Source organism: Arthrobacter sp. 05L44, assembly GCF_056397605.1.
The window spans coordinates 89,345-115,645 of the sequence record NZ_JBFTNS010000004.1 but is presented as its reverse complement, the minus strand read 5'-3'; the positions used below and the strand labels follow the sequence as shown (position 1 = coordinate 115,645).

General features: G+C 68.7%; 24 protein-coding genes. 17 read left to right on the top strand and 7 right to left on the bottom strand.

Going from position 1 to position 26,301, the window contains the following annotated elements; translation table 11 throughout:
* The first annotated feature begins 5 nt into the window (after positions 1 to 5).
* The 3 genes from AC1DHY_RS10800 (at position 6) to AC1DHY_RS10790 (ending at position 3,045) form a co-directional block, all read left to right on the top strand.
* A complete protein-coding gene (locus AC1DHY_RS10800) occupies positions 6 to 773 on the top strand; it encodes an SDR family NAD(P)-dependent oxidoreductase (protein WP_476903597.1) in 768 nt (255 codons plus the stop codon).
* Between the two features lie 89 nt (positions 774 to 862).
* Positions 863 to 2,209, top strand: a complete 1,347-nt coding sequence (locus AC1DHY_RS10795) for an MFS transporter (RefSeq protein ID WP_476878826.1) — start codon at positions 863 to 865, stop codon at positions 2,207 to 2,209.
* A gap of 32 nt (positions 2,210 to 2,241) precedes the next feature.
* Positions 2,242 to 3,045, top strand: coding sequence for a triose-phosphate isomerase family protein (locus tag AC1DHY_RS10790; RefSeq protein WP_476878825.1), 804 nt, complete (start codon positions 2,242 to 2,244; stop codon positions 3,043 to 3,045).
* On the opposite strand, the gene AC1DHY_RS10785 is transcribed toward AC1DHY_RS10790, so the two are convergent.
* From AC1DHY_RS10785 to AC1DHY_RS10775, 3 genes are all read right to left on the bottom strand, one after another.
* Positions 3,003 to 3,485: an SRPBCC family protein gene (locus AC1DHY_RS10785; RefSeq protein WP_476878824.1), complete on the bottom strand. Its 483-nt coding sequence runs from the start codon at positions 3,483 to 3,485 to the stop codon at positions 3,003 to 3,005. The two genes, AC1DHY_RS10790 and AC1DHY_RS10785, sit on opposite strands and share 43 nt — an antisense overlap.
* Positions 3,482 to 3,841 carry an ArsR/SmtB family transcription factor gene (locus AC1DHY_RS10780; RefSeq protein ID WP_476878823.1) on the bottom strand — a complete coding sequence of 120 codons (360 nt, stop codon included), beginning with the start codon at positions 3,839 to 3,841 and terminating at the stop codon, positions 3,482 to 3,484. The genes AC1DHY_RS10785 and AC1DHY_RS10780 overlap by 4 nt, the downstream gene beginning before the upstream one ends.
* 139 nt (positions 3,842 to 3,980) lie before the next feature.
* Complete coding sequence (locus AC1DHY_RS10775; protein ID WP_476903596.1) at positions 3,981 to 4,430, bottom strand: MarR family winged helix-turn-helix transcriptional regulator; 450 nt, start codon at positions 4,428 to 4,430, stop codon at positions 3,981 to 3,983.
* Between the two features lie 167 nt (positions 4,431 to 4,597).
* Between AC1DHY_RS10775 and AC1DHY_RS10770 the strand changes: the two genes are divergently transcribed.
* The gene (locus AC1DHY_RS10770; protein ID WP_476878821.1) at positions 4,598 to 5,830 is read left to right on the top strand and encodes an MFS transporter; all 1,233 of its coding nucleotides are present in this window, start codon (positions 4,598 to 4,600) and stop codon (positions 5,828 to 5,830) included.
* Here AC1DHY_RS10770 and AC1DHY_RS10765 read toward each other — a convergent pair.
* Positions 5,827 to 6,651: a gamma-glutamyl-gamma-aminobutyrate hydrolase family protein gene (locus tag AC1DHY_RS10765; protein WP_476878820.1), complete on the bottom strand. Its 825-nt coding sequence runs from the start codon at positions 6,649 to 6,651 to the stop codon at positions 5,827 to 5,829. The two genes, AC1DHY_RS10770 and AC1DHY_RS10765, sit on opposite strands and share 4 nt — an antisense overlap.
* Before the next feature lie 51 nt (positions 6,652 to 6,702).
* Here AC1DHY_RS10765 and AC1DHY_RS10760 point away from each other — a divergent pair, with 51 nt between their 5' ends.
* Positions 6,703 to 7,179, top strand: coding sequence for an SRPBCC family protein (locus tag AC1DHY_RS10760; RefSeq protein ID WP_476878819.1), 477 nt, complete (start codon positions 6,703 to 6,705; stop codon positions 7,177 to 7,179).
* Positions 7,180 to 7,188: 9 nt separating this feature from the next.
* Positions 7,189 to 8,322, top strand: a complete 1,134-nt coding sequence (locus AC1DHY_RS10755) for an LOG family protein (RefSeq protein ID WP_476878818.1) — start codon at positions 7,189 to 7,191, stop codon at positions 8,320 to 8,322.
* Here the strand turns inward: AC1DHY_RS10755 and AC1DHY_RS10750 are convergent.
* Both AC1DHY_RS10750 and AC1DHY_RS10745 read right to left on the bottom strand, forming a co-directional pair.
* Positions 8,319 to 9,269 carry a matrixin family metalloprotease gene (locus AC1DHY_RS10750; protein ID WP_476878817.1) on the bottom strand — a complete coding sequence of 317 codons (951 nt, stop codon included), beginning with the start codon at positions 9,267 to 9,269 and terminating at the stop codon, positions 8,319 to 8,321. The two genes, AC1DHY_RS10755 and AC1DHY_RS10750, sit on opposite strands and share 4 nt — an antisense overlap.
* Positions 9,269 to 10,387: a VIT1/CCC1 transporter family protein gene (locus AC1DHY_RS10745; RefSeq protein ID WP_476878816.1), complete on the bottom strand. Its 1,119-nt coding sequence runs from the start codon at positions 10,385 to 10,387 to the stop codon at positions 9,269 to 9,271. The genes AC1DHY_RS10750 and AC1DHY_RS10745 overlap by 1 nt, the downstream gene beginning before the upstream one ends.
* A gap of 301 nt (positions 10,388 to 10,688) precedes the next feature.
* Here AC1DHY_RS10745 and AC1DHY_RS10740 point away from each other — a divergent pair, with 301 nt between their 5' ends.
* The gene (locus AC1DHY_RS10740; protein WP_476878815.1) at positions 10,689 to 10,919 is read left to right on the top strand and encodes a hypothetical protein; all 231 of its coding nucleotides are present in this window, start codon (positions 10,689 to 10,691) and stop codon (positions 10,917 to 10,919) included.
* A 124-nt stretch (positions 10,920 to 11,043) separates the two neighbouring features.
* Here the strand turns inward: AC1DHY_RS10740 and AC1DHY_RS10735 are convergent, their stop codons facing one another.
* Entirely contained in the window at positions 11,044 to 12,570 is a 1,527-nt protein-coding gene (locus AC1DHY_RS10735; protein WP_476903595.1) for a sodium:solute symporter family protein, read from the bottom strand.
* 278 nt (positions 12,571 to 12,848) lie between these two features.
* Here AC1DHY_RS10735 and AC1DHY_RS10730 point away from each other — a divergent pair, with 278 nt between their 5' ends.
* The 10 genes from AC1DHY_RS10730 (at position 12,849) to AC1DHY_RS10685 (ending at position 26,272) form a co-directional block, all read left to right on the top strand.
* Positions 12,849 to 13,424, top strand: a complete 576-nt coding sequence (locus AC1DHY_RS10730) for a helix-turn-helix domain-containing protein (protein WP_476903594.1) — start codon at positions 12,849 to 12,851, stop codon at positions 13,422 to 13,424.
* 100 nt (positions 13,425 to 13,524) lie between these two features.
* A complete protein-coding gene (gene speB, locus AC1DHY_RS10725; protein ID WP_476878132.1) occupies positions 13,525 to 14,613 on the top strand; it encodes an agmatinase in 1,089 nt (362 codons plus the stop codon).
* Positions 14,610 to 16,274, top strand: a complete 1,665-nt coding sequence (locus AC1DHY_RS10720) for a thiamine pyrophosphate-binding protein (protein ID WP_476878131.1) — start codon at positions 14,610 to 14,612, stop codon at positions 16,272 to 16,274. The genes speB and AC1DHY_RS10720 overlap by 4 nt, the downstream gene beginning before the upstream one ends.
* 154 nt (positions 16,275 to 16,428) lie before the next feature.
* Positions 16,429 to 16,914 carry a MarR family winged helix-turn-helix transcriptional regulator gene (locus AC1DHY_RS10715; RefSeq protein ID WP_476878130.1) on the top strand — a complete coding sequence of 162 codons (486 nt, stop codon included), beginning with the start codon at positions 16,429 to 16,431 and terminating at the stop codon, positions 16,912 to 16,914.
* 79 nt (positions 16,915 to 16,993) lie between these two features.
* Complete coding sequence (locus AC1DHY_RS10710) at positions 16,994 to 19,051, top strand: MFS transporter (RefSeq protein WP_476878137.1); 2,058 nt, start codon at positions 16,994 to 16,996, stop codon at positions 19,049 to 19,051.
* Positions 19,052 to 19,333: 282 nt separating this feature from the next.
* Positions 19,334 to 21,067 (top strand): ABC transporter ATP-binding protein, encoded by a 1,734-nt coding sequence (locus AC1DHY_RS10705; protein ID WP_476878129.1) that lies wholly within the window; start codon positions 19,334 to 19,336, stop codon positions 21,065 to 21,067.
* Positions 21,068 to 21,195: 128 nt separating this feature from the next.
* A complete protein-coding gene (locus AC1DHY_RS10700; protein ID WP_476878136.1) occupies positions 21,196 to 23,124 on the top strand; it encodes an ABC transporter ATP-binding protein in 1,929 nt (642 codons plus the stop codon).
* 53 nt (positions 23,125 to 23,177) lie between these two features.
* Positions 23,178 to 23,609: an acyl-CoA thioesterase gene (locus AC1DHY_RS10695; protein WP_476878128.1), complete on the top strand. Its 432-nt coding sequence runs from the start codon at positions 23,178 to 23,180 to the stop codon at positions 23,607 to 23,609.
* A 77-nt stretch (positions 23,610 to 23,686) separates the two neighbouring features.
* Positions 23,687 to 23,938 (top strand): hypothetical protein, encoded by a 252-nt coding sequence (locus tag AC1DHY_RS10690; RefSeq protein ID WP_476878127.1) that lies wholly within the window; start codon positions 23,687 to 23,689, stop codon positions 23,936 to 23,938.
* A gap of 102 nt (positions 23,939 to 24,040) precedes the next feature.
* Positions 24,041 to 26,272, top strand: a complete 2,232-nt coding sequence (locus tag AC1DHY_RS10685; RefSeq protein ID WP_476878126.1) for an McrB family protein — start codon at positions 24,041 to 24,043, stop codon at positions 26,270 to 26,272.
* Positions 26,273 to 26,301: the final 29 nt, after the last annotated feature.

Below are 26,301 nucleotides of genomic sequence, written 5' to 3'. Positions count from 1 at the left end.
ACCCCATGACCACCTTCCCCGCAGAGCGCACCGCGATCGTGACCGGCGCCGTCTCCGAGCGCGGCATCGGCCGGGCCACCGCAGACTACCTCGCCGAGCGCGGCTGGAACATCGGCGTCATCGACCTCGACGACGCCGCCAGCAAGGCCCTGGCCAAGGAGCTCGCCGCCAAGCACGGCGTCAAAGCCCACGGCGCCGGCGCCAACATCGGCGACGAGGCCTCGGTCCGCGCTGCCGTCGACGAGATCGAGGCTGAACTGCCGCAGCTCGTGGCCCTGGCCAACATCGCCGGCGTCAGCTCCCCGGTGCCCTACCTCGAACTCGACGCCGCAGAGTGGGACCGCGTGCTGAACATCAACATGAACGGTGTCCACTACGCCACCCGGCGGGCCGCCGAATCGATGGCCCGGAACCGGCTCGGCCGGATCGTGAACATCTCCTCGGTCTCCGCCCAACGCGGCGGCGGCACCTTCAGCAAGACCCCCTACTCGGTGGCGAAGGCCGGCGTCATCGGCCTGACCCGGGCCACGGCCCGGGAGCTGGGCGAGTACGACATCACTGTCAATGCCATCTCCCCGGGTCCGATCGACACGGACATTATGGGCGGCACCCTCAGCGAGGAACGCAAGGATGAACTCGTCAAGGACCTGGTGGTGAACCGCGTCGGCAACACCCGCGATGTCGCGGCCGCGATCCACTTCCTGATCGGCGAGGACGCAGGCTACATTTCCGGCCAGACGCTCAACGTCGACGGCGGCCTGTATATGCACTGACGGTTTCCGGAACCCGGAAACCAGCAGGGAACCGCGGGCCGCCGGCCCGCGGGCGAACCACCCCACCTCATCACTCGAAGGAGAGTGCTGTGTCCGTATCCACCGCTACATCCAAGGAGCTTTTGGCCCGACCGGTCCTGAAGTCCGCGATTTCCAAGGCGGCCCGCCGGCTGATGCCGATGCTGGTCATTCTGTACGTCGTTTCATTTTTGGACCGGACCAATGTCGGCTTCGCCGAAGCGGCCCTGGGTGCGGACAAGGGGGTGTCGGCGGGGGCCTTCGCCCTCGGCGCCGGCATCTTCTTCATCGGCTACGCGATCTTTGAGATCCCCAGCAACCTGCTGCTGAAAAAGGTCGGCGCCAAAGTCTGGCTGGCCCGCATCGCGATCACCTGGGGCATTGTGTCCGCCTGCTTCGCGTTTGTGCAGGGCGAAACCTCGTTCGTGATCCTGCGGTTCCTCCTCGGTGTGACCGAGGCCGGCCTGTTCCCGGGCGTCATCATGTACCTCGCCGAGTGGTTCCCGAACAAGGTGCGCGTGCAGATGTTCGCGATCTTCTACCTGGCGCAGCCGTTCTCCCAGATGATCGGCAATCCGCTGTCCGGCTGGCTGATCAACATCGGCGACCAGGTGCCGGGCGTGCGCGGCTGGCAGGTGATGTTCTTCGTCGAAGGCCTGCTCGCCGTCGTGGCCGGCATCGCCGCCTTCTTCTTCCTCATCAACGGCCCGGACAAGGCGAAGTTCCTCAGCAGCGACGAAAAGTATGCGCTGAAGGAAGTGATGGCCCTTGAGGACAACATCAAGGACGAGCACGGCCCCCGCGGCATCCTCGCCGCGATGCGCAACGGCCGGGTCTGGTACTTCACGGCGATCTATTTCTGCCTTCAGATCGCGGTCTACGGCGTGACGTTCTTCCTGCCGCAGCAGGTGTCCTCGCTGACCGGGCAGAAGGTGGGCCTCGCCGTCGGCCTCCTGATCGCCGTCCCTTGGTTCTTCGGCATCTTCGCCTGCTACTTCATCGGCCGGGCGGCCAACACGGTGGCCAAGCGGCGGAAGTTCGGCACCATCCTGTTCCTCTCCACGGGCCTGTGCATCTTCGGGTCGGCGTGGGCCGGCACCAACCACCAGCCCGTGCTCGGCATGGTCTTTATCACCCTGGCGGTGTGCAGCTTCCTGGCCGTCGGCCCGGTGGTGTGGTCCTACCCGACGGCGTTCCTCGCCGGGTCCGCCGCGGCAGCCGGGATCGGCCTGATCAACTCCCTGGGCAACCTCGGCGGGTTCGTCGCTCCGATCCTGCGGACGGCGGTCAACGAGGCCACGCACTCGCCCACGGGGTCGATGGGGGTCTACGCCCTCGGGGTCCTGCCGTTCGTGGCGGCGGCCATGATGTTTGCCACCAAACGGTTCAGCAACAAGGCGGACGAGCTCCTGGACTGACGTCCGGCCCACCGCACCACCTAAGGAAACCCATGACCCGCACCTCCGGCACCAGTGACACCGAACGCCCGCTGTACGTCGGTGTCAGCACCAAGATGTACCTGGGCTACCAGGAAAGTCTGCGCTGGCTGTCGGAGGTGCGGGCCGTGGTGGACCAACGCCCCGCCCTGGCCGCTGGCCGGGACGTGGTGGTCTTTGTGATCCCCTCGTTCCCGGTCCTGGCCGAGGCCAGGACGCTCCTGGCCGGCTCGCCGATACTTCTCGGCGCGCAGAACTGCGCCTGGGGGGACGGGCCGCTCACCGGCGAAGTCAGCCCGGGCCTGCTGGCCGAACTCGGCGTCACGCTGGTGGAGATCGGCCACGCCGAACGCCGGGCCCAGTTCGGCGAGGACGACGGCGTGGTGGCCCGCAAGGTGCGGGCCGCCGCCGACGCCGGGCTGACGTCGCTGCTGTGCGTCGGCGAGCCGGCGGAGACGGCGCCGGAGGAAGCCGCGGAGTTCTGCCTGGGCCAGGTCCGGTCCGCTGCCGCCGGGGACGCGGAACTGGGCGCGGGACTAGTCCTCGCCTACGAGCCGGTCTGGGCGATCGGCGCGGACCGGCCGGCCCCGCCGTCGTACGTCAACGCCGTGGTGGGACTGATCCGCGACGGGCTGGACGGCCGGTGCCCCATCATCTACGGCGGCAGCGCCGGACCCGGGCTGCTGCCGCAACTGGCGGCGGACGGACTCTTCCTGGGCCGGTTTGCCCACGACGCGTCCAACCTCGGCCTGGTGCTGGACGAGGCCCTGGCGCGTCAGACCTTGGCGCCGGCCAGCAGTTCCTCGAGCCGTTCGTAGGCCTCGGAGAGCCCGTCGCCCATCCCGGATTCCGCCATACCGTTCCGGGCCTCCATGCTCGGGTAGACGGCGTGGGCCCTCAGCCTCGTGCGGCCGCCGCCGAGGTCCTCGAAGGTCATGAACTCGATGCTGACCACGTCCGGGTAGCCGCCGTACTCGAAGGTCTGGACGGCGAAGTCGTTCTCCCGCACGGTGTGGAAGACCCCGTTGAACTGGCGGGCGACGCCGTCGGGCCCGGTATGGGTGTAGCGGTAGGTCCCGCCGGTGCGGAAGTCGTAGTGGTCTACGTCCATGGTGAGCCGCCGTGGGCCGAGCCACTGGGCGACGAGTTCGGGTTCCTTGTGGGCGCGGAAGACGTCGGCCACTGCAAAGTCGAACTCCCGCTCGAAGTCGATGAAGGGCAGGTCTTCCGGAACCGTGAGTTTCAGTACGTTGCTCATGATGAGTCCTTTGCCTGGGTGCCGCGTTCGGCAGCCTGGGATTGGAGCACGGCATCGAGGCTGCGGAACTGCCCCTCGCGGACCAGCCGGTACCGGTCGATCCACGCGGTGAGTGCCTCCAGCCGTGCGGGGTTCAGGTGGACGGGCCGGCGCTGGGCGTCGCGCGTGCGCGTGACGAGGTCCGCCTGCTCAAGCACCTGGATGTGCTTCGAGACCGCCTGCTTGGTGATCGCGAAGGGTTCCGCCAATTCGTTGACCGTGGCCGGGCCGCGGCTAAGCCGGGCGATGATGCTGCGGCGGATGGGGTCGGCGAGCGCCAGGAAAGCGGTGTCGAGGAGTCCGTCGTCGTCAGCCATGGCGTCACGCTCTCGTGCTACACGGTCACCAGCTCCGTAATCAACTGATGTGTTGATCAACCTTCTGGTTGTTTAACCGTACCCCCGCCGGTGCCGCTTGCCAAGGGGTTGGCGGCTGCTGCCCCCCGGTTAGACCCGGCTAGACCCGCGCGTGCAGCCGGGGGAGTGCGTCCACCAGCGCGGCGAGCTCCGGGACCTCCTGGGCCTGGGCGAGTGCGCGCTCCAGCGTGGCGTCGTGGGCCGGCCGGGCCTGGTCCAGCAGGGCGATGCCGCTCGGGGTGAGCTCGGTGTAGATCCCGCGGCGGTCGTCCGCGCACAGGATCCGGGTCAGCAGCCCGCGCTCCTCCAGCCGGTTGACCAGCCGCGTGGTGGCACTGGCGCTCAGGGCGGACGCCCGGGCCAGCTGCTGCATCCGCATATGCCAGCCGTCCTGCCGGCTGAGCGCGTCCAGGACCGTGTATTCAACCACGGAGAGCTGCGCCTCGGCCTGCAGGGAGCGCTCCAGCTCCGCCTCGATCAGTCCGTGCAGTGCCGCGAGGGTCCGCCAGCCTTGCGCCCGGACCTCGACGGCGTCGTCCTTGATGCCCATCAGTTGTGCTCCCTTCCAGGTCGGGCTCCTGCTGTCCGGCGCGGACGCGGGGTGCCAAATATAGTTGCTTGCGCGCTATAGTTGCGTGTGCAACAATAAATAACGCGTCTGCAACTACTAGCTTACGCCTCGCACACACCCCCGTACAGTTTTGAAGGAGCATCGCCATGCCCATCGGCCTGATAGCCCTCGCCCTCGGCGGGTTCGGAATCGGACTCACCGAGTTCGTCATTATGGGCCTGCTGCCGCAAGTGGCGGCGGACTTCCACGTCAGCGAGGCCGTCGCCGGCTGGCTGATCTCCGGCTACGCGCTCGCCGTCGTCGTCGGGGCGCTGCTCCTGACCGCCGCCGTGACCCGGTTCGAACGCAAGCCCGTGCTCGCGGTCCTGATGATCCTCTTCATTGCCGGCAACCTCGTCTCCGCGCTCGCCCCGGACTATGCGCTGATGATGGTGGGCCGGATTATCGCGGCCCTGGCCCACGGCGCCTTCTTCGGAATCGGCGCGGTGGTGGCCGCCGGCATGGTCGCCCCCTCCAAAAAAGCCGGCGCCATCGCGATTATGTTCACCGGACTGACGGCCGCCAACGTGCTGGGCGTGCCGTTCGGCACCATGCTCGGCCAGGCCGCCGGCTGGCGCTCCACGTTCTGGGCCATCACCGGCATTGGGGTGCTCGCTTTGGCGGGGATCCTGGCCCTGGTGCCCAAGACCGGGGCGGGGGCGCCCGGTGCCGCCGGCGGTCTGCGGGGCGAACTCCGCGCCTTCCGGTCCGGCCAGGTCTGGCTTTCCATTGCCGTGACCATCCTCGGCTACGGCGGCATGTTCGGGGCGTTTACCTACATCGCGTTCACCCTCACCGAGGTCACCGGCTTCGCCGCCTCCACCGTGCCGTGGCTGCTGATCCTCTTCGGGGTGGGGCTGTTCATCGGCAACACCGTCGGCGGCCGGGCCGCGGACCGGAACGTGGACCGCACCCTGCTGGTGGTGCTGGCGGCCCTGGTGGTGGTGCTGGTTGTGTTCGCGCTGACCTCGACCAGCCAGCCGATCACCATTGCGTCCATGGTGCTGCTGGGCGGCTTCGGCTTCGCCACCGTGCCCGGCCTGCAGATGCGGGTGATGAAGTACGCCGAAACCGCCCCCACGCTCGCGTCCGGCGCCAACATCGGCGCCTTCAACGTGGGCAACGCGCTGGGCGCCTGGATGGGCGGCGTGACCATCACCGCCGGCCTCGGCTACACCTCGCCGATCTGGGCCGGCGCGGGCATCACCCTGCTGGGCCTGGCCGTGATGGCCTTCGCAGCCGCCGCCGCGCGCAAGGCACCGCGCACCCCGGAGACGGCCGTCCCCAATGCGCCGGAGACGGCGGTCCGGGACGACGACGCCGAACTGCAGCGGCTCTAGTTCGGCTGCGGACGCGCGGGGCTGCTCCGGCAGACCTCCACAAAGGCCCGGAACGGCGCCAGCCGTTCCCCGGCCGGAAGCTCCCGCGCCTCCGGGTGCCACTGGACCGAGGCCACCCAGCGCGCCGGGTCCTCGAGCGCCTCCACGGTGCCGTCGTCCGCCACGGCCGTCACCACGAGGCCGTTGGCCACCCGGGCCACTGCCTGGTGGTGTCCGGAGGCGATCTTGACGGTCAGCGCCGGCGCTCCGCTGCCCTGAACTCCGGTGCCCTGAACTCCGGGGCGCTGTTCTCCGGTGTCCTGTTCGGCCGCGTACAGCCCGGCTACCTTCGATCCGGCGGCGATCCCGACCTCGTGCCACGCCCAGGGTCCGGCATCGTGGGCCGGGGCAGGTTCGCGGTGCGCCACGGACCCCGGGTCCATGTCCTGGATCAGGCTGCCGCCATACAGCACGTTCAGCAGCTGGTGGCCGCGGCAGATGCCCAGCACCGGCAGCCCGGCGTCGATCGACTGCCGGGCCACGGCGATGTCCAGGGCATCCTGCCCGGGGTTGACGTCGTAACAGGCGCCGCCGGCCTCCTCGCCGTACAGCTCCGGGGCGAGGTCGCCGCCGCCGGGGAGCACCACGCCGTCGAGCCCTTCCGTTCCCTCCGCCGCGGTGAGCAGCACGGGCTCGCCGCCGCCGTCGCGGACCAGGTCAACGATGTAATCGAACAGAGCGTTGGCCTCGGCCACCCGCGGATCCGGGTTCGAGGAACTCGTCAGGCGCACCGGGATACCGATACGGGGGCGGCCGGCAGCGGGCCGTGCTGGATTCTGCATGACTCATTTTGCATCACAACTGCGGATTTTCCGCAGGGCTAGGATTGCCGGATGAACAACAGGTATCTCGTGTCCCGCAGCCGCTTCATCGCCGCCAGCCCGGAAGCCATCTTCGAGGTGCTCGCCACCCCCGCCCTGCACAGCGTGATCGACGGCTCCGACACCGTCAAGGGCGCCCAGCCCAGGGGCCCGCAGCGGCTGGGTCCCGGTGCGAAGTTCGGGATGGACATGAAGATCGGCGTGGACTACAAGATCCTCAACACCGTCTGCGAATTCGAGGAAGGCCGCCGCATCGCCTGGCGCCACTTCTACGGGCACATCTGGCGGTACCTGCTGGAACCCGGCACCGACGCCGCCGGCATCCCCGGCACCACCGTCACCGAGCAGTGGGACGCCCGCGGGGTGCGCGGCAAGTTCTTCCTCCGCCTGGCCGGCTACCTCCGCCGCCACCCCGCCAACTTGGAACAGACCCTGGCCAAGCTCGACGCCCACCTTGGCGCCGCCGGCGCCGCCGGCCGCCGGGGCTAGAGGCGCCGGATGAGCGCTGCCCGCAGCCTGCACCCGAGCCCGCGCACCCTCGAGGTGGAAAGCCTCGACACCTTCGACCGGATGGTCCGGGACGGCGCGCGCACCATGCACGGCTGGCATCTGCAATCGCTGGACCTCCGCGGGCGGCGGTCAACCCTCGAATCCCTGGCAGCGCAGGGAGCGATCTTCCTGGGCTGCACCTTTGACGACGGCGTGGAGCAGTCCCTGCGCGCCCGCGGCGCGCTGATCTTCCCCAAGCTGGACGAGGTGCCGTTCAACCCCTACCGCGGCCAGCTGTACACCCCGCAGGAGCTCTATGCGGGCATCGCCGACTCCCGGTATGAGGACACCCTCGACGCCCGCGTCTACCAGTGGAGCATCCGGCCCGGCCAGCGGCACCGGCTGGACGCGACCCTGGCCGCGGCGCTGCACGACCATTCGATCGGCGACGCCCTGGACGAACTGACCCGCTCCGAGCTGTGCCGGGGCCGGTCCCTGGTGGGCGTGATGGGCGGCCACGCCGAGGCCCGCGGCTCGGCCAGCTTCGCCGAGGCGGCGCAGCTCGGCCGGCTCCTGGCCAGGAACGGCCGGGTGGTCGCCACCGGCGGGGGCCCGGGCACCATGGAAGCCGCAAACCTCGGCGCGTACCTCAGCGCGGCGGATGACACCGTCTTCGAGCGGGCCCTGGCGGACCTCGCCGCCGTGCCCGGCTTCCGGCCTTCGGTGTCCGCCTGGGCGCGGGCGGCGGCCGCCGTCGTCGAACGCCATCCGGACGGCACTCCGTCCCTGGGCATCCCCACCTGGTTCTACGGGCACGAACCACCCAACTTCTTCGCCACGCACATCGCCAAATACTTCGCGAACGCCATCCGGGAGGCGATCCTGCTGGAACTCTGCAACGGCGGGATCATCTTCCTGCCCGGCTCCGGCGGGACCATCCAGGAGATCTTCCAGGACGCCTGCGAGAACTACTACGCCGCCCCCGAAACCATCACGCCCATGGTGCTGGTGGGGCGGGAGCACTGGCTGCGGCGATTCCCGGCGTGGCCGCTGCTGCAGAGCCTCGCCGCGGGCCGGGGAATGGAGGACAGGATCTTCCTGGTGGACTCGGTCCAGGAGGCAGTGGCCGTCCTGGAACCCTAGAGGTCCTTGCGGCACTGGGCGTGGCCCAGCGCGTAGAGGCCGTTCAGGTCACCGGCGGCCAGGCCGTCGGGAGTACCGATCTCCGGGTACATGAGCTGCTTGGGGTCGCTGACGTGCTCCAGGCCCATGACATGGCCCAGTTCGTGCAGGATCACCGCCGTGGCATAGGCCGCGCCGTCCGCCCGGCCCAGGTCCTCGCCGATCTGCGGCGCGTCCAGCTCCAGGCTGCCGGTCACGTAGCTCTTGGGTCCGTCGCCGTAGCTGAAATGGGTGCTGCCGCCCGTTCCGATCACGGTGCCCTTAAGCTGCGGCGCCTGCTCGGGGGTGGTCCACGCGATCAGCAGCGGAGCCCAGCGCTCGCCGTACCGTTCCTTCTGGTACGGCGCCCGCGTCTGCGACGGCAGCTCGGTGGTGGCGCCGTCGTCGATGAACCTGATCCCGGTCGCCTCGGATACCGTCCGGATCGCGTTCTCCACCAGTTTGCCGGCGCCCTTGGGGGCCAGGGCGGCGTTCACCACATAATGCAGGGGCCGGCAGGGGGAGTAGCCCACGGGGCTCCCGTCGGCGTTGGTGGCCAGGAATTTGTAGGACTTGCTGTCCACCGGCGGCGTTTGCGGCTGGCCCAGGGGCTGGTTTTGTTCCTCGAAGCCCGGCGGCGGCACCGCCATTTGTTCCCCGCCGGCAGGGACGCCGGCGTGGCGGCCGGCCTGACTGGCGGTCGGGTGGCCCGCCAGGGGACGGGCCTGCTGGTGGTCGGCTCCGCCGTTGAACTCGAACAGTCCCACGAACCGCGGATCCCCGTACGCCAGCCCTGCCGTCAGGAAGGCGGCTCCGGCGATCAGGACCACGGCGGCCAGGTTCCGGACCACGCGGGCGGCACCGCGGGCGCGGCCGTGCCGCGGCCCCCGGTCCCGCAACCCGGAGTCCGGCAACCCGGGGTCGTCCACTAGCCGACCACCGCGCCGAACACCAGGCCAAGCAGGTAGGTCACCGCGGCCGCGCCGAGGCCGATGGCGAGCTGGCGGAACGCCCGGCTGGTGGGGGAGGTGCCGGACAGGAGGCCGACGACGCCGCCGGTGAGCAGCAGCGCGACGCCCACCAGGGCGGCGGAGACCACCAGGGCGGCGATGCCGGTCATGCCCAGCAGGAACGGAATGATCGGAATGATGGCGCCGGAGGCGAAGAAGCAGAAGCTCGACGCCGCAGCGTTCCACGCCGTGCCGACGGCCTCGTGCTGGTCCTCGGTCTCCGGGAGTTCGGGCCGCAGGGACAGGCTGGGATCGCAGTCGCAGTCGAGCAGGCCCATCCGCTCGGCCACGCGGTGCTCCGCTGCCTCCCGGGACATGCCGCGGGCCAGGTAGACCAGCACAAGTTCGTTGTGCTCGAGGTCCAGCAGCGGCGCGGCGGCCAGGGTGACCTGGGTGGGCCGGGTCGCGGCCAGCAGCTCACGCTGGGAGCGCACGGAGATGAACTCGCCGGCACCCATCGACAGCGCGCCGGCCAGCAGGCCCGCCACGCCGCTGAGCAGGACCACGGAGCTGCCCACGCCGGAGGCGGCCATACCCATCACGAGGGAGAGGTTGCTGACCAGCCCGTCGTTGGCGCCGAAGACCGCGGCGCGGAAACTGCCGGCGAGGCGGTTGCGGCCGCGCGTGGCCAGGCCGCGGACCACTTCCTCATGGATCTGCTCATCCGCGACCATGGCCGGGGTGGCCGAGGGATCGTTGGCGTAAGGCGAGCGGCTTTCGGCGCGCTGGGCCAGGGCCAGGACAAAAACGGACCCGAAGTGCCGGGCCAGGAAACCAAGGAACTGGCTGCGGAGCGAGGCGGGACGGGTGCGGCCGGCGTGCTCGCCGAGCAGATTCAGCCAGTGCGCCTCGTGCCGGCCTTCGGCTTCGGCCAGCGCCAGCAGGATGGCGCGTTCCTCGCCGCTGCGGTTCTGCGCGAGATCGCGGTACACCGCGGCCTCGGCGCGTTCGTCGGCAAGGTACTGCCGCCAGCGCTTGATGTCCGCCGGGGTGGCGGCGGTAGCGTGGTTTTGGTCAAAAGGGGCGTGTTGGGACACGTAAACTCCTGGGCTCGATGGGGCATGATGCGGCCCCATTGCGACTCCAGCGTACCCCGTAATTCCGGGGGTTTTCGGCTGGCAATCCTCAGCGGAAAGTTTCGGCGGCCCGTAAAAACAGCTCCCGCACAGCACCGCCTACCGGGGGCCCGGCGGCCCTTGACCCCCACCGTCCCCGGTGCTCGAATGGAGGCCAGGGCGGGTTCTCCGGCGGGCCCGCCCGGGTGGTTGTCCGGGACCGGTGCAAGGCTCCGGGCGGCCCGACTCGCACTGCCGCCGCCCGACCCACGGAGGTTGCACCATGGACAGCACCGGACCACACGCCGCACAGCCGGCCAGGGACTCCATCGAATCCGACCCCGCCTACGACTACGCCGAAGACGCCCCCGTCGGCGCCGCGGAGCCCGACGACGAGGAACTACTGGAGGAAGCCGACCGGCTCGTCCCCTTGGACGCGGACGATTTCCTCGGCGACGACCAGCCGACCCCGCCGGTCGACGCTGACGAGTTCAGGGACGCGGGGGAGGAGTAGCCCTGTCCGGGGTCCCGCCCCGAGTGGCACGACGGCAGGGAACACGACGGCGGCGCATCCCCGGTGGGGAGGCGCCGCCGTCGTGCGTCCTTCGAAACCTGAAACCGGCCGCTGCCGGACCCTGCTAGTGGTTCAGGGCCGGAACCTTGTCCTCTTCCGGCGTTGCGCCGCCGGCAACCCGGTCCCGCCAGTGCGCCATCACGGCGGCGTCGGTCGGCCTGGTCAGCAGCGACACGGCGACGTAGACCACCGCGGAGGCCAGCAGGCCGTAGTAGATCGGTTCGTTGGCGTAAATACCGTCCAGCGGGACCTCCGCGTTGATCTCCAGCACGATCATGGTGCCGAGGGTGATCACCGAGCCGACGGCCATCGAGGCAGCCGCGCCGGCGCCGGTGCCGCGCTTCCAGAGCAGGCCGCCCAGGATGGCGACCAGCAGGCCGCCGACCAGGATGTCGTAGGCGATGGTGAGCGCCGCCACCACGTCCTTGGTGATGATGGCGATGACAATAGCCACCACGCCCAGTCCCAGGACCCAGATCCGGTTGGCCTTGACGTCGTGCTCCGGGTTGTCCGAGTCGTCGGTGTTGACGTTCTTGCCGAACCAGCCGGCCACGAATGGCAGGACGTCGGCGCGGGCCACGGTGGCGGCGGCGATCAGGGCGCCGGAAGCGGTGGACATCATGGCGGCCACGGCCGCGGCCAGCACCAGGCCGCCGATGCCGACCGGCAGCAGGTTGGTCGCGACCTCGGCGTAGACGACGTCCTTGCCGAGGGCCTTGACGTCGATGGCCGGCAGGGCCACGCGGGCGCCCAGGCCGATCAGCGCGCCGGCCGCACCGTAGAGGATGCAGTAGACGCCGGCGGTGGCGCCGCCCCAGCGGGCGACCGACGGCGTCTTGGCGGTGAACACGCGCTGCCAGATGTCCTGGCCGATCAGCAGGCCCAGCGTGTACACAACGAAGTAGGTGATGATCGTCTGGACGCCGATGCCGTCCATCTGGAAGAAGCTGGCGTCAACGCGGCTGCGGATGCCGTCGAGGCCGCCGGCGGCGTTGAGTGTGAAGGGGAGCATCAGCAGGAAGATGCCGACGGTCTTGATCACGAACTGGACCTGGTCGGCCAGGGTGATGGACCACATGCCGCCGATGGTGGAGTACACAAGGACGATCGCGCCGCCGATGGCGATGGCGAGGGAACGGTCCCAGCCGAAGAGGACCACGAAGATCGTGGCGTAGGCGCCGGTGGAGGTGGCGCAGAGCATCAGCGTGTAGGCGAGCATCACGATGCCCGAGGTCTGTGTGGCCCGGCTGCCGTAGCGCAGGCTCAGCATCTGGGACACGGTGTAGATCTTCAGCTTCTGGATGGTGCCCGCGAAGAGCAGGCTCAGCAGCAGCACGCCGGCGCCGATCGCGACCACCAGCCACATCCCGGAGATGCCGAACTTGTAGCCCAGCCCCACACCGCCAACCGTGGACGCGCCGCCGAGGACCACGGCGGCCATGGTGCCCGTGTAGAGGAAGGGGCCGAGCCGGCGGCCGGCCACCAGGAAGTCGCTGTTGTTCTTGGTGCGGGACTTGCCCCACCAGCCGAAGGCCAGCATGGCAACGAGATACACCACCACGATGGCGATGTTGACGAAACTTGCGTCCATTGAGGGCTCCTTGGAGCGGTTCGGAAGCAGCGCTGCCGGCCGGGCCGCAACGTTGCGGGCCGCCGTGGCTGCTTGACGGTAGAGTGCCGGAGGGCTCCGGAGGGGAACACCCGGTTCATTGCCTAATAGGCAACACTTGTTGCCAAACAGTAGGGTGTGACGTCGGTAACAGTCAAGGTGTTACGACGGCGTGTCCGGCCTGCCGCTCCAGCGCGTGTCTCCAGTTAGGATTGGCTCCAACGCTGGGGCCGCGCGGCCGGCCGTGAAAGGTTTCCCTCATGAAGGCTCTACCCGTAGAACCGAGCAATGCGCCCGTTGCCATCGGTTCCAGGATCCGCGCCGCCCGGCAGTCGCAGCGGCTCACCATCGAACAGGTCGCGGACGCCACCGGGCTGACCAAGGGATTCCTCAGCAGGGTCGAACGGGACCTCACCTCCCCGTCGGTGAGTTCGCTGGTCACCCTCTGCCAGGTGCTCTCCATCTCGATCGGGGACCTCTTTGCCGCCCCGGAAACCCACCTGACCAAAAAGGGCGACGGTCCCCGGATCTCGCTTGGCGGCGAGGGGATCGTCGAACGGCTCCTCACTGCGCGCTCCGAGCGCCGGGTCCAGATTATCCAGGCCGTCATCGAGCCGCAGGGCCGCGGCGAGTCCGAGCTCTACGCCGTCGACTGCGATGTCGACGTCCTTCATGTGGTCAAGGGCAGTATCCGGCTGATCCTGACCAATGAGGAGTTCGAGCTGGAAACCGGCGATACGGTCACTTTCCCGGGCCGGGAGCCGCACACGTGGATCAATCCCACTAACGAGCCGGTCGAGGTGCTTTGGGTGCTGGTCCCCGCCGCCAGCCAGTAGGGGCCGGCCGCCAGAAGGTAAACATTTGATGCGCGACGGGCAACTTCGAGTGTATGATGACAGTCACACCAGTCGGACAACCCTCGAAGGAGACGCCCTCTTGGAAGAGCTGCGCATCGAAGCCAACGGCAACCTTGGCCCCATCGATTCCTCCCGCATCCCGCGCTACGCCGGCGCCGCCACCTACGCCCGCCTGCCGCGCCTGGACCAGGTGGCAAAGGCCGACGTCACGGTGGTCGGCGTCCCGTTCGACTCGGGGGTCTCCTACCGTCCCGGCGCGCGTTTCGGCGCCAACCACGTCCGTGAGGCCAGCCGTCTGCTCCGGCCCTACAACCCGGCCTGGGACGTCAGCCCGTTCGAGAACATCCAGGTTGCCGACGCCGGGGACATGGCCGTCAACCCGTTCAACATCAACGAGGCCATCGAGACCATCCAGCAGAACGCCCTGGACCTCACCGCCGCCGGCAGCAAGCTGCTGACCCTGGGCGGGGACCACACCATCGCCCTGCCGCTGCTGCGCGCCGCCGCCGAACGTGCCGGCGCCCCCGTGGCCATGCTCCACTTCGACGCCCACCTGGACACCTGGGACACGTACTTCGGCGCCGAATACACCCACGGCACCCCGTTCCGGCGTGCCGTCGAGGAAGGCATCCTGGACACCGAGGCGACCAGCCACATCGGCACCCGCGGCCCGCTGTACGGCAAGAAGGACCTCGACGACGACCACCGTTTCGGCTTCGGGATCGTCACCTCCGCCGACGTCTACTACCAGGGCGTCCTGGAAACCGTGGCCAAGGTCCGCGACCGGATCGGCAACCGCCCGCTGTACATCTCCGTGGACATCGACGTCCTCGACCCCGCCCACGCCCCGGGCACCGGAACCCCGGAAGCCGGCGGCCTCACCAGCCGCGAGCTGCTGGAGATCATCCGCGGCTTCCGCGGGATGAACCTGGTGGGGGCCGACGTCGTCGAGGTCGCTCCGGCGTACGACCACGCGGAAATCACTGGGGTGGCCGCCAGCCATGTCGCCTACGAACTGGTCACCCTGATGGCTGACAACGCCGTCGACGGCGACCGGACCGGTGCGCCGAACGGCTATGCCGCCCAGGCCCTCGGCCGCGAGACCCGCCGTCCGGCAGGTTTCAGCGCGCCCGCTGCCCGTCCCGTCGAAGCCGGAGTCGCCCAGTGAGCGGCGTGCGCAACGGCGGCGACCTCGTCGTCGAGACCCTCGAGGCGCTCGGCGCCAAAACCGTCTTCGGCATCCCGGGCCAGCACGCGCTGGGCCTGTTCGATGCGATGGGCCGCGGGAACCTGCACTTCGTCTCCTCGCGGGTGGAAAACAACTCAGCTTTCGCAGCAGACGGCTACTCCCGCGCCACAGGCGAGGTGGGGGTCCTCTTCCTCTCCACCGGCCCCGGCGCCCTGACCTCCCTGGCCGGACTGCAGGAGGCCTACGCCACCGGGGTGCCCATGGTGGTGGTGGCCAGCCAGATTCCGCTCGAAGGCCTGGGCGCGCGGCGCAAGGGCATGCTGCACCAGCTCGATGACCAGAAGGCCTCGGCCGCCAACGTCACCAAGAGCCAGCGGCTGATCCAGCACGCCTCCGGGATCCCCTCGGCCATCCAGGACGCCTGGACCGAGGCCATCTCCTCGCCGCAGGGCCCCGTCTGGCTCGAGATCCCGCAGAACGTCCTGCTGGATCCGATCATGGTCCCGCCGGTGGAGGACGCGCTCGCCGAAGCCGCAGACAACCCGCCCCGCGTGGAGCTCGTCCGCGAAGCCGTCACCTGGCTCTCGGAGGCCAAGCGCCCGGCCATCATCGCCGGCGGCGGCACCCGCCGCGGCCGGGCCGAGAAGTCCCTGCTGTCCATCGCCGAAAAGCTCCGCGCCCCGGTGATCTGCACGCCCGGCGGCAACGGCGCCTTCCCCTGGAACCATGACCTCTCGCTCCAGTCCTGGATCGAGGACCAGTACATGACCGAGCTGCTCGAGGACGCGGACGTGCTGATCGTCATCGGATCCTCGCTGGGCGAAGTCACCTCCAACTACTTCACCTTCGAACCGCGCGGCCGGATCATCCAGATCGACGCCGAACCCCGGGTGCTCGAATCCAACCGGCCGGGCCTGGGTATCCGCGCCGACGCGGGCCAGGCGCTGGCAGCCCTCGACGCGGCCCTGACGGAACCGCACGGCGAGCGCGCGGACTGGCACGGCAGCACCCCCGAGGACCTGGTCAAGGACACCCTGGCCAAGGTCACGGCACGCCTGGAATCCCAGGACCTCGGCAAAGAGCTGAAATTCATGGCCGACATCCGCGAGGCCGTCCCCGCGCACATGCAGACCTTCTGGGACATGACCATTTCCGCCTACTGGGGCTGGTCCTGCTGGGACGCCCGCGAGGGCCAGTTCCACTCCGCCCAGGGTGCCGGCGGCCTGGGCTTCGGCTTCCCGGCAGCCATCGGCGGGGCCGTGGGCCTGGAGACCACGGGCACCTCCGGCAAGCCCGCCCGGGTGCTCGCCGTCTCCGGCGACGGCTCGGCCATGTACTCCATCTCCGAGCTGGCCACCGCCAAGCAGCACAACGTCCCGGTCACCTGGCTGATCGTCGACGACGGCGGCTACGGCATTCTGCGCGAATACATGGTGGGCGCCTTCGGCAAGGCCACCGCCACCGAACTCGCCCGCCCGGACTTCGTGAAACTGGCCGAGGCCTTCGGGGTCCCGGCCGTGCGGGTGGCCCCGGAGGATGTGGGGGATGCCCTGGCGGCCGGGTTCGCCGCTGACGGCCCCAACGTCGTTGTCGTCGAGACGCTCCTGAAGATGTTCGCGCCCACCCACCTGGACGTCTAGGCACCAGCACCCCGTCCGCCTCAGGCCCTGAGTCCGCCCGGATTCGGGGTCTGAGGCGTTTCCGGACCCCCTCCCGTGCGCTTCTTAGTTTCCCAAAGCAATCAATTTAAGGTATTGTTGCTTCGGGCAAGCAAATAAGGGGGCGTACCCACATATGTCAGTCGCGTCGACTACTGCGGCCAATCTGGTCCACCACATTTTTGATCTCCAGCGCGCCGTCCGGTGCGTTGCTGCGGCGAACCTCCGCGGCGACGAAACCGGCGTCGCGCTCCAGGGCGTCCTGCGCTTTGTGGGGGAGGGCGAAACCCGGGCCACGCAGCTTGCGGAGCGGCTCGGCGTCAGCGCTCCCGTGCTCAGCCGGCACCTCGCCGAACTGGTCGACCACGGCTACGTGGTCCGCCGGCCCGACCCCGAGGACGGCCGGGCGCAGCTGATCGCGCTCTCACCGTCCGGGATCGAGAAGCTCCGGTCCATCGAGGCGCAGCGTGCAGCCGCCCTGCAGGTCTTCCTGCAGGACTGGAGCGAGGACGACGTCGAAGAGACCGCACGCACCCTGAAAAAACTAGCTGAATCCCTACGGAGTTCAGCCCGGGCAAAGACGGCCGGATCCACCGACACGACCACCTTTGTTGAGGAGTAAATCAATGGCCAGCCACGCTGCCGCCGCCGGAATTCCCCCGGCACCCACCCCGAACCCGCACCCGGCACCCCAGGTGGCCATGAGCCACCGGCAGATCATGGAAGCCCTGACCGGCCTGCTCGCGGCGTTCTTCACCGCCATCATCAGCAGCACCATCGTCGCCAACGCGCTGCCCACCATCATGTCCGAGCTCAAGGGCACCCAGACCGACTTCGCCTGGGTCATCACCGCCGCGCTCCTGGCCAACGCCGCCACCACCCCCATCTGGGGCAAGCTGGCGGACCTCTTCGACAAGAAGTTCCTGGTCCAGCTGAGCATCGTGATTTTCGTGGCCGGCTCGGTCATGGCCGGTCTTTCGGAGACCATTCCGCTGCTGCTGACGGCCCGCGTCATCCAGGGCGTCGCGATGGGCGGCCTCACGGCTCTGGCCCAGGCGATCATGGGATCGATGATTCCGCCCCGCGACCGCGGCAAGTACTCCGGCTACATGGGCGCTGTGATGGCGGTCGGCACCGCCGGCGGCCCGCTCCTTGGCGGGTTCATCGTGGACAGCCCGCTCGGCTGGCGCTGGACGTTCTTCGTCTGCGTGCCCCTGGCCGTCATCGCCCTGATCCTGCTCCAGATCACCCTGAAGTTGCCGCACGTCAAGCGCCCGGCCAAGATCGACTGGCTCGGCTCCATCCTGCTGACCTCCGGCGTCAGCCTCCTGCTGATCTGGGTATCCTTCGCCGGCAACCCGGACTACTACGACTGGTGGTCCTGGCAGACCGCGGCGATGGTGGGCGGCGGCGTCGTCCTCCTTGGCCTGCTGGTGCTGGTCGAGTCCCGTGTGGCGCAGCCCATCATCCCGCTCAAGATCATCTCCGAGCGCACCACCGCGCTCTCCATCCTGGCCTCCGTGGCCGTGGGCGTCGCCATGTTCGGCTCCTCCGCATTCCTCGGCCAGTACTTCCAGGTGGCCCGCGGCGCCAGCCCCACCGAGGCCGGCCTGCTGACCCTTCCCATGATCGCCGGCAACCTCATCGGCTCGGTGCTCTCCGGCCAGCTGATCAGCCGCACCGGCAAGTGGAAGCGCTACCTGATCGCCGGCTCCATCCTGCTGATCGGCGGCCTCGGCCTCGCCGGCACCATCGACCACACCACCGAGCTCTGGCTGACCGGCATCTACACCGCCGTGCTGGGCCTGGGCCTGGGCCTGCTGATGCAGAACCTCGTGCTGGCCGTGCAGAACACCGTCCGGGCCACCGACATCGGTACCGCCAGCGCCTCGGTTGCGTTCTTCCGCTCGGTCGGCGGCGCCGCGGGTGTCTCGGTGCTCGGCGCCGTCCTGGGCAACCGCGTCAAGACCCTCGCCACCGAGGGCCTGGCCGCCGCCGGGATTCCGGTCAAGGGCGGCTCGGCCGGGGCCAGCATGGACCTCAAGGACCTGCCGCCGCGGATCCGCGACATCATGCGCGCCGCCTACGGTGACGCCACCGCGGAGATCTTCCTGATCTCGGCCATCATCGGTGTGGTTGCCCTGATCGCCGTGCTGTTCATCAAAGAGAAGCCGTTGCGCCGCACGGTGGATCTCCAGCCGGAGTCGTCGGCGGCCGCCGCGGCCTCCGCGTCCGTCACCGGTTCGGGCGCCGACGTCGACGCCGGGGCAGAAGCCCACGCCGTCGTCGCCGGCCGGGAAACGGACTCCGTTACGGACGGGCCGGCCACCGGCATCGTCGACCTGGACCGTGAGTTCATCGAGGTCCTGAGCCGTCAGCGGACCGCCGAATCCCGCTTCCCGGACGCCGCCCGGCTCGGCCAGGACCACCGTCCGTCCGCTGAAGGGGAGGCCAGGAACGAGCGGGAAGGTGCCCGGCTCCGGGCCCGGACCCTGGTGGCCGAGGCCCGCGCCGACGACGCTGACATCGTGCCCCTGCTGGTCCAGACCCAGCGGCTGCTCGCCGAGCAGCAGCTCCAGCTCGCCGACGCGCTCCGCGCCGTCCACGAGCAGGCTGCCGAACAGCGGGCCATCGCCGCCGAGCAGGCCCGTGTCAGCGATGAGCTGACCAGGCTGCGCCGCCAGCTGGCCAAGGAGCGCAAACTGCAGCGCGCCGCGGCCGACTACATCGCCACGCACGCCCGCCACCGCGGCGAGTAGGCCGGCACACCACCACCAGCGGCCCCGCAGCTCCCGATCCAGGGGGCCGCGGGGCCGCTGTCCTGCCGCCAGGGCCCGCTTCGGGCACTCTTTCCAGAGCCGCAGCGGCCCACCTCCTAAAACGATTGGATGACATTCGTTCCCGGAGGTTCCGCGCCGGCGGCGGATTTCGTAGAGTAGGACAGCCGACGCTGTCGGCCCCTCCTGCTAATACTTTCCTTGTTCCTCTCCTGCCATTTTTCTCTTCTGCGCTACACAAACCCTTCCGAAGGACCCGCGGGCATGCTTGTCACCCTTATACGGCGCTATTCCAAGCCGTACCTGCCGTATATTGCGGCCGTTGTCGTCTTCCAACTGGCCTCCACCATTGCGGCCCTCTACCTGCCAAGCCTGAACGCCCAGATCATCGACGAGGGCGTCTCCCGCGGTGACACTGACTACATCTGGCGGACCGGCGGGCTGATGCTCGCGGTGGCGCTGGTCCAGGTGGTCACGGCGATCGCCGGTGTCTACTTCGGGTCCAAGGCCGCGATGGCCTTCGGCCGGGACCTGCGCCGCGGGGTGTTCCGCAAGGTCAGCAGCTTCTCCGCCCGCGACGTGAACGTCTTCGGCGCACCCACCCTGATCACCCGCGGCACCAATGACGTCCAGCAGGTCCAGATGCTGATGCTCATGGGGCTGAACTTCATGGTGGCCACCCCCATCATGTGCATCGGCGGCATCGTGATGGCCCTCCGCGAGGACCTCAACCTGTCCTGGCTGGTCTGGGTCTCCGTGCCGCTCCTGGTGGTGGTGGTCGGGTACCTCGTGGTCCGCCTGATGCCGCTCTTCCGCTCCATGCAGGCCAAGATCGACCGGCTCAACGGCATCCTGCGCGAACAGATCATCGGCATCCGCGTGGTCCGCGCCTTCGTGCGCGAACCCCACGAGGCGGACCGTTTCGGCGGCGCCAACAAGGAACTCACAGACGTGTCGCTGAAAATCGGCTCCCTGTTTGTGCTGATGTTCCCGGCGATCGGCATGATCCTGCACGTTTCCACCGCCGCCGTCCTTTGGTTCGGTGGCCAGCGGGTGGACGCCGGGGAGATGCAGGTGGGGTCCCTGACCGCGTTCCTGCAGTACCTGCTGCAGATCCTGATGGCCGTCATGATGGGGACGTTTATGGCCATGATGATCCCGCGGGCCTCGGTATGTGCGGACCGCATCGGCGAGGTGCTCGACGTCGAACCCTCCATCCACGAACCGCTCAGCCCCGAGGCGCCCGCCGCCAAGACCGGCCGGGTGGAGTTCCGCAACGTCTCCTTCGCCTACCCCGGTGCCGAGGCGCCGGTCCTCAGCGACATCAGCTTCACCGCCGAACCCGGCCAGACAGTGGCGATCATCGGGTCCACCGGCGCCGGCAAGACCACCCTGCTGGCGCTCCTGCCCCGGCTCTTCGACGCCGCCTCCGGCGAGGTCCTGCTCGACGGCGTCCCGGTGACCCGGCTCGACCGCGCCGAGATCACCGGACGCGTGGCGATGGTTCCGCAGCGGCCCTACCTGTTCTCCGGCACCATCGAGCACAACCTGCGGTTCGGCAAGCCTGAAGCCACCGACCAGGACCTCTGGGACGCCCTCACGGTCGCCCAGGCCGCGGACTTCGTCCGTGAAAAGAAGAACGGGCTCGAGTCCCGGATCGCGCAGGGCGGCACCAACGTCTCCGGTGGGCAGCGCCAGCGCCTGTGCATCGCCCGCGCCCTCGTCACCGAACCCAAGGTCTTCCTCTTCGACGACTCCTTCTCGGCCCTGGACGTCGCCACCGACGCCCGGCTCCGGCGGGCGCTTAAAGCCAAAACCGCGGACGCCACCGTCATCATCGTGGGCCAGCGCGTCTCCACGATTGCGGACGCGGACCAGATCCTGGTCCTGGACAAGGGCCGGATCGTGGACCGCGGAACCCACGAGGAGCTCCTGGAGAGCTCCAGCACCTATCAGGAAATCGTCGAATCCCAGCTGACCGCGGAGGCCATCGCGTGAGCACCAACGAAAAGCTCAGCCCCGAACTGGCTGCCAAGACCCCGCACGACGCCGCCGCGGCGCCCGACGACGCGTCCGACGACGACTTCTACGAAGAGGAATTCACCCCCGGCGAGGCCGATGGCGGGATGTTCGGTGTGCCCGCAAAGAAGGCCCAGCACTTCTGGCCGTCCGCGAAACGGCTGATGGGACTGCTGAAGCCCGAGCGCGCCGGCATCGTCACCGTCCTGGCCATGGTGACCGTCGCCGTCGTCCTCAACGTCATCGCCCCGCGCATCCTCGGCCAGGCCATGGACGTGATCTTCGGCGGCGTGGTGGGCAAACAGCTCCCGGCCGGCGTCACCAAGGACCAGTTCATCGCCGGGCTGCGTACCCAGGGCCAGGACAACTTCGCGGACATGCTGTCCAGGATGGACGTCGTTCCCGGGGTCGGCATCGACTTCCAGAAGCTCGCGTTCCTGATCAGCGTGGTCCTGGTGATGTATTTCGTCGCCAACATCTTCCTCTGGCTGCAGGGCTACGTCCTGAACGTGCTCGTGATGCGTGTGGTCCGCAGGCTGCGCGATGACACCGAGAAGAAGCTCAACAAGCTCCCGCTGAACTACTTCGACACCCGCCAGCGCGGGGACATCCTTTCCCGCGTCACCAACGACGTCGATAACATCCAGCAGGCCCTCCAGCAGGCGTTCGCGCAGCTGGTGAACTCGGCCCTGACCGTGCTCGGCATCGTGATCATGATGTTCATCGTGTCCTGGCAGCTGGCCCTGATCGCCCTGATCGCGCTCCCGCTCTCCGGTGTCGCGGCAGGCATCATCGGCGCGCGCAGCCAGAAACTCTTCGCGGCGCAGTGGAAGAACACCGGCGAACTGAACGGCCAGATCGAGGAATCGTTCTCCGGCCACGACCTCGTCCGGGTGTTCGGCCGCGACGCCGACATGCTGGCCCGCTTCGACGAGCGCAACGAGGAACTCTACAAGGCCAGCTTCGGTGCCCAGTTCGTCTCCGGCATGATCATGCCGGTCATGCAGTTCGTCTCCTACCTCAGCTACGTGGGCATCGCCGTGGTCGGCGGCCTGCGGGTGGCCTCAGGCGGCATGAGCCTGGGGGACGCGACCGCGTTCATCCAGTACTCCCGCGAGTTCACCCAGCCCCTGGGACAGATGGCCGGTATGGCCAACATGCTGCAGTCCGGCGTGGCCTCGGCCGAGCGGGTCTTCGAATTCCTCGACGCCGACGAACAGGACGCCGAGACCGCCACCGAACACCTGCCGGCCAAGACCGACGGGCACGTCGAGTTCCGGAACGTCACCTTCAGCTACACCCCGGACAAGCCGCTGATCGAGGACCTCTCCTTCACCGCCGAACCGGGCCACACGGTCGCGATCGTTGGTCCCACCGGGGCCGGCAAGACCACCCTGGTGAACCTGGTGATGCGCTTCTACGAGCTCAACGCAGGCAGCATCACCCTCGACGGCGTCGACATCACCAGGCTCAGCCGCTCCGAACTGCGTTCCAAAGTCGGTATGGTCCTGCAGGATGCGTGGCTGTTCGGCGGCACCATTTACGAGAACATCCGCTACGGCAAGCTGGACGCCACCGAGGACCAGATCATGGCCGCAGCGAAGGCCACCTTCGTGGACCGCTTCGTCCGGGCCCTGCCGGAGGGCTACAACACGGTCATCGACGAGGAAGGCAACAACGTCAGTGCCGGTGAGAAGCAGCTGATCACCATTGCCCGGGCGTTCGTGGCCAACCCCTCGCTGCTGATCCTGGATGAGGCCACCAGCTCGGTCGACACCCGCACCGAGGTCCTGGTCCAGAAGGCCATGGCCGCGCTGCGCACCGAGCGGACCAGCTTCGTGATCGCCCACCGCCTCTCCACCATCCGCGACGCCGACACCATCCTGGTGATGGAGTCCGGGCGCATCGTGGAGCAGGGCGGCCACGCACAGCTGCTCGAGCTGCAGGGTGCCTACTACCGGCTGTACATGTCCCAGTTCGCCGGGGAGGACGCCGAGGCGTCCGTCCTGGAGGACCCGACGGCGGTCCACAGCTGAGCGCCGCCGTGGCCGGGGCGGACGGGCCGCGCCGCCTCGAGGTGAAGGTGCCGATGCGCTGGGGCGATATGGACGCGTACGGGCACATCAACAACGTGCAGCTCGTCCGGATCCTGGAGGAGGCGCGCATCGCCGCCTTCGGGCCGCCCCGCGGGGCTGGCCTGCCCGGGATCGAACCCGAGGTGTCGCTCTTCAACGATGTGCCGGAGGGGACGCTGGCGCTGGTGGTCGAGCACCGGATCCGGTACGTCCGGACCCTGGAGTACCGCAACATCCCGGCCGTGGTCCAGCTCTGGGTCGGCGCGGTCAAGGGCGCCAGCTTCGACATCCACTACCTCGTCCAGGACCCCGTCACCGGCGAGGACTGCGTCAAGGCCAGCAGCCACCTGGCCTTCGTGGACGAGGCCACGGGGCGCGTCCTGCGCCTGACCCCGGAACAGAGGGCCAAGCTCGCCCCGTTTATGGCCGTCCACCAGGCCCACTAGCCCTACCTCGCCCCCGGGATCGGTCCTAGACTGAACGGGCCCGGGGGACTCCGGAGCGTCGAGAGCGAGGAGCAGCAATGATGGCCAAGCGAAGCAACCCGCGGAAGAAGACCTGGAAAGAACTCTCGCCGATGGCCAAGATCGGCACCATCACGGCCGCCGTGGTCCAGATTTCCCTGCTGATTGCCGCCCAGCGGGATATCTCCCGCCGCCCCGCGGCCGAGATCCGCGGCAGCAAGGCGCTGTGGCGGGCCGCGACCCTGGTGAACTTTGTGGGCCCGGGCACGTATTTCACCTTCGGCGTCAAGCGCAGCCCGGCCGCCAAATAGGGGTCCGCACGGCCCGTCAGCCTCACGGCGGCGGCCCTACTGAAGGGTAACTAGTGTCGCCCTTTTATGCCTTCGTTCAGCTTTAGCCTGTAAATTGAAAACATGACCCCATCGCCAAAGACCGCCATGCACCGCGCCCTCGGCATCTCCAAAGAGATCGAGGACGCGGCCTGGTTTGTACTCGGCGCCGGCCTGAACGGCCAGCCCTCTGCCTTGGACGGGCGCACCATGACGTGGACGGCCGAGGCCGCCGCCGAGTTGCTCGAACGCCTGGACAGCGGCGCCACGGACCCGAAGGCGCCCATGATGACCAACCTCCGGCAGAACCTGGAGGGCGCGTCCCGCGGGGCGAAGCAGCTGGCCGTGGAACTGCTCTTCCTGCAGTCCCTGCCGCTGGCGCACGAGGTGAAGTCGCTGAAGGTCAAAAGGGCCCGGGTCGCGGAGGCCGCGTCCTGGCTGGAGCCGCCCCTGGAACTGCCCGAGGAACTCTATGCCGGCATGACGGACCACGGGGTCATCCGGGACCGCACGGCGGAGTTCAACTGGACCATCTGGGACCACCTGAAGTGGCTCTGCCGCTTCGTGGCCCACGTCGACGCCCAGCCCACCGCCGTCGTCGAGGCCGCCGTCGCAGACCCCCTGGCCTTCCACGAACTCACCGCCGGCACTCCCGAAGACCAGCCCGCGATCCGGCGCAGCATTGAATTCCTGGTCTGGCCCGCATACTTCGAACCCGTAGTCGCCGACGTCGAACGCCAGGAAATCCGCGACGCGTTCGCGTCCCTGGTGGGCGGCGCCAAGGGGGACACGGACGAGGAAGTTTCGGCCGACATCCACCGGATCCGGCTGCACCTGGACGAGCAGGCCGGCCAGCGGATCGACTGGTACTCCCGGCAGCTGGTCAGCCAGTGGCGCAAGGTGGGCGACCCCGGCCGCCGGGCCTGGCTGCTGCGCAGCCACCACGACAACGCCGAACTGCTCGCCACCTGGCAGGAAGAGGAGGCGGTGACGCTCGACGTCGAACACCTCCGCCTGCTCGATCCCGGGGTGACCGCGGGCGTGGTCCAGCACGCCGTGGACGAGGACTACAAGCACCTCAGCTACGTGGAGCGCGAAGACACCAAAACGGCCGTCTTCGCCTTCCTGACCGTCATGAAACCGGGCGATCTCACGCTGTACCAGCACTCCGGCACCGTCCGGGTGGGCGTGGTCCTCGGCGAGCCCGAGCACTACGAGGACAACCGGCGGCTGCGCCGCAAGGTCCGCTGGTTCGATGAGGTCCACTCGACGGCAGAACTGCCCCGCCACGTACAGCGTCAGCTGGCCAGCTCGGGGCTGATCGTGGACGTCACCCGGGTCATCCAGGCGCTCGATACCCTTCTGCCCGCCGAAGCCGAGGCAGAGCCGGACGACGGCGCCGAGCCGGACGCCGTCGTCGAACCTCCCTGCGAGGGCTTCCGCCCGCTGACGGCCGAATTCGCCGCGTCCCTGCACATGGACCTCGAACCCCTTCAGGAAATCGCCGAACTGCTGGAGGAAAACCGCCAGCTGGTGCTCTATGGCCCTCCCGGCACCGGAAAGACCTACCTGGCCAAGCACCTCGCGGCCGAGCTGGCCGGCGATACCGGTGAGGAACGGGTCAAACTCGTCCAGTTCCACCCCTCCTACGCCTACGAGGACTTCTTCGAGGGGTACCGCCCGGACAAGACCGACGAAGGCCAGGTGTCCTTCAAGCTGGTCGCTGGACCGCTGCGCCGGCTGGCCGAGGAAGCCGCGAAACCGGGCAACGAGAGCAAGCCCTACTTCCTGATCATTGATGAGATGAACCGCGCCAACCTGGCGAAGGTCTTCGGCGAGCTGTACTTCCTGCTGGAATACCGCGACGACCGCATCTACCTGCAGTACAGCCCCACGGAGCCGTTCTCGCTGCCGGACAACCTGTACATCATCGGCACCATGAACACCGCCGATCGGTCCATCGCGATGATGGACGCCGCCATCCGACGCCGGTTCTCCTTCATCGAGCTGCACCCCAAGACGGAACCGGTGAAGGGCTCGCTGCTGCGCTTCCTGCAGGCCCGCGACCTGGACACGACGCCGGCGCTCCTGCTCGATGAGCTGAACACCGCCATCGACGAATGGGACCGCGACCTCATGATCGGGCCGTCGTACTTCATGAAGAAGGCCGCCCAGACCCCCACCGGGCTCCGCCGGATCTGGAAGTACGAGCTCATGCCGCTGCTCGAAGAGCACTACCACGGCCAGCTCAACCGGGCGCAGCTGGAAGAACGGTTCGGTCTGGAGCAGCTGTTGGCCCGCCTTGCGCGCGTCTAGTCCCGCCCTTCAGGGCTCCGTCCAGCACG

Coding starts and splice junctions, on each gene's coding strand:
- AC1DHY_RS10765 (WP_476878820.1), bottom strand. CDS start 6,651: ATGCAGAATCCAGCACGGCCCGCTGCCGGCCGCCCCCGTATCGGTATC.
- AC1DHY_RS10740 (WP_476878815.1), top strand. CDS start 10,689: ATGGACAGCACCGGACCACACGCCGCACAGCCGGCCAGGGACTCCATC.
- AC1DHY_RS10710 (WP_476878137.1), top strand. CDS start 16,994: ATGAGCCACCGGCAGATCATGGAAGCCCTGACCGGCCTGCTCGCGGCG.
- AC1DHY_RS10755 (WP_476878818.1), top strand. CDS start 7,189: ATGAGCGCTGCCCGCAGCCTGCACCCGAGCCCGCGCACCCTCGAGGTG.
- AC1DHY_RS10690 (WP_476878127.1), top strand. CDS start 23,687: ATGATGGCCAAGCGAAGCAACCCGCGGAAGAAGACCTGGAAAGAACTC.
- AC1DHY_RS10730 (WP_476903594.1), top strand. CDS start 12,849: ATGAAGGCTCTACCCGTAGAACCGAGCAATGCGCCCGTTGCCATCGGT.
- AC1DHY_RS10735 (WP_476903595.1), bottom strand. CDS start 12,570: ATGGACGCAAGTTTCGTCAACATCGCCATCGTGGTGGTGTATCTCGTT.
- AC1DHY_RS10695 (WP_476878128.1), top strand. CDS start 23,178: ATGCGCTGGGGCGATATGGACGCGTACGGGCACATCAACAACGTGCAG.
- AC1DHY_RS10785 (WP_476878824.1), bottom strand. CDS start 3,485: ATGAGCAACGTACTGAAACTCACGGTTCCGGAAGACCTGCCCTTCATC.
- AC1DHY_RS10685 (WP_476878126.1), top strand. CDS start 24,041: ATGACCCCATCGCCAAAGACCGCCATGCACCGCGCCCTCGGCATCTCC.
- AC1DHY_RS10775 (WP_476903596.1), bottom strand. CDS start 4,430: ATGGGCATCAAGGACGACGCCGTCGAGGTCCGGGCGCAAGGCTGGCGG.
- AC1DHY_RS10700 (WP_476878136.1), top strand. CDS start 21,196: ATGTTCGGTGTGCCCGCAAAGAAGGCCCAGCACTTCTGGCCGTCCGCG.
- AC1DHY_RS10760 (WP_476878819.1), top strand. CDS start 6,703: ATGAACAACAGGTATCTCGTGTCCCGCAGCCGCTTCATCGCCGCCAGC.
- AC1DHY_RS10715 (WP_476878130.1), top strand. CDS start 16,429: ATGTCAGTCGCGTCGACTACTGCGGCCAATCTGGTCCACCACATTTTT.
- AC1DHY_RS10800 (WP_476903597.1), top strand. CDS start 6: ATGACCACCTTCCCCGCAGAGCGCACCGCGATCGTGACCGGCGCCGTC.
- AC1DHY_RS10780 (WP_476878823.1), bottom strand. CDS start 3,841: ATGGCTGACGACGACGGACTCCTCGACACCGCTTTCCTGGCGCTCGCC.
- AC1DHY_RS10770 (WP_476878821.1), top strand. CDS start 4,598: ATGCCCATCGGCCTGATAGCCCTCGCCCTCGGCGGGTTCGGAATCGGA.
- AC1DHY_RS10705 (WP_476878129.1), top strand. CDS start 19,334: ATGCTTGTCACCCTTATACGGCGCTATTCCAAGCCGTACCTGCCGTAT.
- AC1DHY_RS10790 (WP_476878825.1), top strand. CDS start 2,242: ATGACCCGCACCTCCGGCACCAGTGACACCGAACGCCCGCTGTACGTC.